The sequence below is a fragment of the Streptomyces sp. NPDC007162 genome, from assembly GCF_040634175.1.
Lineage (GTDB): Bacteria > Actinomycetota > Actinomycetes > Streptomycetales > Streptomycetaceae > Streptomyces.
This window is the reverse complement of the sequence record NZ_JBEYFC010000578.1, coordinates 1-5130: the sequence shown is the minus strand read 5'-3', so window position 1 is coordinate 5130 and position 5130 is coordinate 1. Positions and strand designations below refer to the sequence as shown.

At 69.8% G+C, this 5130-nt stretch carries 4 protein-coding genes and 1 pseudogene; 1 reads left to right on the top strand and 4 read right to left on the bottom strand.

The genetic code is table 11. From position 1 onward, the window contains the following. Positions 1 to 111 precede the first annotated feature (111 nt). The 3 genes from ABZ646_RS39640 to ABZ646_RS39630 all read right to left on the bottom strand — a co-directional run bounded on the left by ABZ646_RS39640 (position 112) and on the right by ABZ646_RS39630 (position 3613). Positions 112 to 450 (bottom strand): P-II family nitrogen regulator, encoded by a 339-nt coding sequence (locus ABZ646_RS39640; RefSeq protein ID WP_009190863.1) that lies wholly within the window; start codon positions 448 to 450, stop codon positions 112 to 114. Continuing rightward, positions 447 to 1784 carry an ammonium transporter gene (locus tag ABZ646_RS39635; protein ID WP_360530504.1) on the bottom strand — a complete coding sequence of 446 codons (1338 nt, stop codon included), beginning with the start codon at positions 1782 to 1784 and terminating at the stop codon, positions 447 to 449. Before ABZ646_RS39635 ends, ABZ646_RS39640 begins: the two co-directional genes overlap by 4 nt. Positions 1785 to 2125: 341 nt before the next feature. Then, on the bottom strand, positions 2126 to 3613 hold the full coding sequence (locus tag ABZ646_RS39630) for a hypothetical protein (protein ID WP_360530501.1): 1488 nt from the start codon (positions 3611 to 3613) through the stop codon (positions 2126 to 2128). A gap of 456 nt (positions 3614 to 4069) precedes the next feature. Between ABZ646_RS39630 and ABZ646_RS39625 the strand changes: the two genes are divergently transcribed. Beyond that, positions 4070 to 4726 (top strand): bifunctional DNA primase/polymerase, encoded by a 657-nt coding sequence (locus ABZ646_RS39625; protein WP_360530498.1) that lies wholly within the window; start codon positions 4070 to 4072, stop codon positions 4724 to 4726. A gap of 89 nt (positions 4727 to 4815) precedes the next feature. Here ABZ646_RS39625 and ABZ646_RS39620 read toward each other — a convergent pair. Continuing rightward, positions 4816 to 5130 (bottom strand): annotated as a pseudogene (locus tag ABZ646_RS39620) (signal recognition particle-docking protein FtsY); the annotation flags it as partial.

Sequence of the window (5130 nt, the reverse complement as noted above, 5' to 3'; positions counted from 1 at the left end):
GGCGCAGCCGGGCCGCCGCGTAGCCGCTGGGTCCCGTGTCCTCTGCGTCGTTGCGCACATCCGTACCCGTCACCCGGCGACTCCTGCCTGTATGCAGATGGTGGTTCTGTTCTACAGCGCGTCCGGGCCGCGCTCGCCCGTGCGGACCCGTACGGCGGTCTCGACCGGAAGCGACCAGACCTTGCCGTCGCCGATCTTGCCGGTGCGGGCGGCCTTGACGACGACGTCGATCAACTGCTCGGCGTCGTCGTCCTCGGCCAGTACCTCGATACGGATCTTGGGCACCAGGTCGACCGTGTACTCGGCACCACGGTAGACCTCGGTGTGGCCGCGCTGCCGACCGTATCCGCTGGCCTCGGTGACCGTGAGGCCGTGGACGCCGAAGGCCTGCAGGGCCTCCTTGATCTCGTCGAGCCGGTGGGGCTTCACGACGGCGGTGATGAGCTTCATGCGTCCACCTTCTTGCTCGTGCCGGCCAGGGCCGCGGTCACGGAGCCGACGACACCGCCGCCCGCACCGCTGAAGTCGTATGCAGTCTCGGCGTGCTCGGCCTGGTCGATGCCGGAGATCTCCTCGTCCTCGGTGACCCGCATGCCGATGGTCTTGTCGAGGAGGAAGGCGAGGACCGCGGAGGCGACCAGGGAGTAGGCGAGGACCGCGCCGACACCGGCGCACTGCTTCCACAGCTGGGTGAAGGAGTGGTCGCCGTAGAAGACGCCGGTCGCGGTGGACTGGCCCTTGCCGGTGGCGAAGAAGCCGATGAGCAGGGAGCCGATGATGCCGCCGACCATGTGGACGCCGACCACGTCGAGGGAGTCGTCGAAGCCGAACTTGAACTTCAGGCTGACCGCGGCGGCACAGGCGACACCGGCGATGACACCGACGGCGATCGCGCCGAGCGGGGAGACCGCGCCACCGGACGGGGTGATCGCGACCAGGCCGGCGACCGCGCCGGAGGCGGCGCCGAGGGTGGTGAACGCGCCGTGCCGGATCTTCTCGTAGGCAAGCCAGGCCAGCATGGCGGCGGCGGTGGCGACCTGCGTGTTGACGAACATCAGCGCGCCGACGCCGTCGTCGTTGCCGAGCCACGAGCCGGCGTTGAAGCCGAACCAGCCGAACCACAGGAGACCTGCGCCGAGCATGACCAGCGGGAGGCTGTGCGGGCGCATCGGGTCCTTCTTGAAGCCGACGCGCTTGCCGATGACCAGGATGACGCCGAGGGCGCCGGCACCGGCGTTGATGTGGACCGCGGTACCACCGGCGAAGTCGATCACGCCGAGCTTGAAGGCCCAGCCGTCGGCGCCCCACACCCAGTGGGCGACCGGGACGTAGACGATCGTGAGCCACAGGGCGACGAAGAGCGCCCAGGCCGAGAACTTCACGCGGTCCGCGATGGCGCCGCTTATCAGGGCCGGGGTGATGACCGCGAACATCATCTGGAAGACCATGAAGACGAAGATCGGGATCGTGTAACCGGGCCAGAGCTCGGTCAGCCCGACGTGGCTCATGCCCAGCCAGTGGGAGTCGTAGCCGATGAAGCCGTTGCTGGAGCCGAAGGCCAGGGAGAAGCCGTAGAGCACCCACAGGATGGTGACGATCCCGATGCTGATGAAGCTCATCATCAGCATGTTCAGGGTGCTCTTGACGCGGACCATGCCGCCGTAGAAGAAGGCGAGGCCCGGCGTCATGAGCAGCACCAGGGCAGAACAGATGAGCATGAAGCCCGTGTTCGCGGAGGACAGCTTGGGTGCCTCCGCGGCAAGCGTGATGGCGGCTGATGCCATCGGCGTCTCCTCGTCGGTTGGTACGGCCCCGTGCGGGTCGGAGCGTGAGCGGTCCGGTGAAGCGGGGGGTGGGCCGTTATGCGCCATGAGATTGGCGCAGCGCGGTTTCGGTGGAAGCCCCTCGTTGTTTCGCCGGGGTGACGAAGGCGCCCTGCGTGTTACGCGTCGATGAACTGCAAGATGTCCGGCTCCGGGATCGTTATCGTGACGCAACCTTCCCCCGGAGGTCTCCGGGCGGAAGAGAGCCGGCCGCGGCGGCCTTCCGAATGACCTGGCATGGGGGAGCCGAGTCGGGCAGTTCGGGAGGGCCGGCCGCGGCCGGGGTCCGGGGTCGCCGGGGTTCAGACCGCCTCGGCGGTCTCCGGCAGGTCGGCGGCGAGCTGCTCGGTGAGGTCGACGACCGCCGCCAGGTCGCCGTGGTCACGGACGGCCGAGTCGACCGTCTTTCGGATACGAGTGTTCACACGCTCCGAGCGCACCTTCTTGGCGATGCCCAGGGCCTCGGAGGTCAGCACCGTGCTCTGCTCGGGCTCGCCCCGCAGCAGGTGCACGGTGGCCATGCCGATCAGGTTCAGTGCGTACGACCGCTGGTGCTCGGCGTCCTTGGCGAACAGCTCCACCGCCCGCTGCATGAGGGGCTCGGCCAGGGAGGCGTAGGTGGGGCTGCGACCCGCGACGTAGGCGAGGTCACGGAAGGAGTGCGAGTTCTCCCCGTAGAGCTCGGCCTCGGAGAAGAAGCGGATCCAGTCGGGGTCCGGGTCGTCCCACTCGTCGGCCTCGGCGAAGGTGTCCTCGGCCATCCGGACCGCCCGCTTGCACTTGCCGGGCTGGCCCATGTTGGCGTAGGCGCGGGCCTCCATCGCATACAGCATCGACTGGGTGCGCGGGCTGGCGCAGTCCCGGCTGCCGTACTGGGCGAGGTGGATCAGCTCCAGGGCGTCGTCGGGCCGGCCGAGGTGGATCATCTGGCGGCTCATGCTGGAGAGCACGTACGAGCCGAGCGGCTTGTCGCCGGCCTCCTTGGCCGCGTGCAGGGCGAGCACGAAGTACTTCTGTGCGGTGGGCTGGAGCCCGACGTCGTACGACATCCAGCCGGCCAGTTCGGCCAGTTCGGCGGCGACCTGGAAGAGCTTGCGGGAGGTGGGCTCGGACTGGGGTTCCTGGAGCAGGTCGGTGACCTCGTGCAGCTGGCCGACGACCGCCTTGCGGCGCAGTCCGCCGCCGCACTGGGCGTCCCACTGCCGGAACATCACCGTGGTGGACTCCAGCAGCTCCAGCTCGGGCTTGGAGAGGCGGCCTGGCCGGCGGGACTCGGCGGCCGACTCGGGGGCCGTCTGCTGTGAGCCGCCCGGCGTGGGGACCAGCCAGCGCTGCATGGGCTCGATGAGGGACGGGCCCGCCGACAGGACCAGCGAGGTTCCGAGGAAGCCGCGCCGCGCCAGCATCAGGTCGCTGCGCGAGAACTCGCTGAGCATGGCCACCGCCTGCGGGCCCGTCCAGGGCAGGTCGACGCCGGTCGCGGAGGGTGACTGGCGTGCGGCCCGCAGACCGAGGTCCTCGACCGAGACGACACAGCCGAACCGCTCGGAGAACAGCTCGGAGAGGATCCTGGGGATCGGCTCGCGCGGGTTCTCCCCGTCGAGCCAGCGACGCACCCTGGACGTGTCCGTCGAGATGTGGTTGGCCCCCAACTGGCGTGCCCTGCGGTTCACTTGCCGCGCCAGCTCGCCCTTCGACCAGCCGCTGCGCACGAACCACGAGTTGAGCAGCTCATTGGGGCGCTTGTCCGTGCTGGCCGCGGTCGCCCCGCTTCCGCCGTTGCCGCCCACTGGAACGCCCCCATCCCTGAGACCACTTGATGCCGGATGCGCCAAGCCCTATCAGAATGCCGGTAGATACGGCCGCCCGTCGCCGGTTCTCACCCTTCGAACGGGATCCCGAGTTGCCTCCGGCATACCCAGAAGAGCATGTGCCCCCAGGCCTCGTGCACTCAAAGTAATCCTACGATCACTGGTCCAGCCATGGCGATCCCGGAAACGCCACCATTCGCCACCCCTTCGAATGAACTCACGATGCCCTTCGCGCGATTCACTTGACATAGGACGGCCGGGAGTTGGCGGAACGGTGCATTCGGGGGCGCGTGTCTGCGGACGCACCACCCAAGACGCTTCGGGGCGCCGCCTTGACCGTGCGGGCGAAAGGGGAGGCGGAGCCGTAGCGTCACGTTCCGTTCTCATCCCGTTCCGTGTCGTAACCACCGGCGCGCCGGACCCGTTGGAGGGGGCATGGGCTTCACGATCGGCGGCATTCGCGAGATCCGCTCCGGCACACGCCGACGCGGCCGTTCATCGGACTGCACCGCCGTCGCCGAGTTCACCGGACTGTGGGGCTGGGACGTGGTGCCGGGTGCCCGGGCCGCGGGCGGCGCGTGCTCCTGCGGGCAGGCGGAGTGTCCCGCGCCGGGAGCGCATCCACTGGACTTCGCACCCGAGGTACCCGCGGGCGCCACGCTCGACGAGGTCACCAAGGCCTGGGGCGAGTTCCCGGGCGCGGCGGTGCTGCTGCCGGTCGGCCGCGCCTTCGACGTCGTCGAGGTCGCCGAGGCCGCCGGGCGCCGCGCCCTGGTGCGCCTGGAGCGCATGGGCCTGCCGCTCGGACCGGTCACCGGCACCCCGGAGGGCCGTGCCCACTTCTTCGTCGCCCCCGGCGCCGCCGCCGAGCTTCCCGAGCTGCTCTACCGTACGGGCTGGGACGACCCGGACTCCCTGGACCTGCGCGGCCTCGGCTCCGGCGCGTACATCACCGCGCCGCCGTCGGACCGGGGCGGCCTGGGCCCGGTGCGCTGGCTGCGGCCGCCGGCCCTGGACTCGGCGACACGGCTGCCCGCCGCACGGCTGCTGCTGGGGACACTGGCCTACGTCGCGCACCGGTCGCGGGCGTAGCAGCCGTACACACACCGAAGCGCCCGCCCCCGACTGCACCTCGGGAACAGGCGCTTCTCACTCCTGTGGGTAGTAAATTTACTACCCCGCTACTCCCCGATAAGGGCGTCAACGAACGCCTCCGGCTCGAACGGGGCCAGGTCGTCCGCGCCCTCGCCGAGGCCGATGAGCTTGACCGGGACCCCCAGTTCGCGCTGGACCGCGATCACGATGCCGCCCTTGGCGGTGCCGTCCAGCTTGGTGAGCACGATGCCGCTGATGTCCACGACCTCGGCGAACACCCGCGCCTGGACCAGGCCGTTCTGCCCGGTGGTGGCGTCGAGGACGAGCAGCACCTCGTCCAGCGGGGCGTGCTTCTCGACGACCCGCTTGACCTTGCCGAGCTCGTCCATCAGGCCGGTCTT

Coding starts and splice junctions, on each gene's coding strand:
- ABZ646_RS39640 (WP_009190863.1), bottom strand. CDS start 450: ATGAAGCTCATCACCGCCGTCGTGAAGCCCCACCGGCTCGACGAGATC.
- ABZ646_RS39635 (WP_360530504.1), bottom strand. CDS start 1,784: ATGGCATCAGCCGCCATCACGCTTGCCGCGGAGGCACCCAAGCTGTCC.
- ABZ646_RS39625 (WP_360530498.1), top strand. CDS start 4,070: ATGGGCTTCACGATCGGCGGCATTCGCGAGATCCGCTCCGGCACACGC.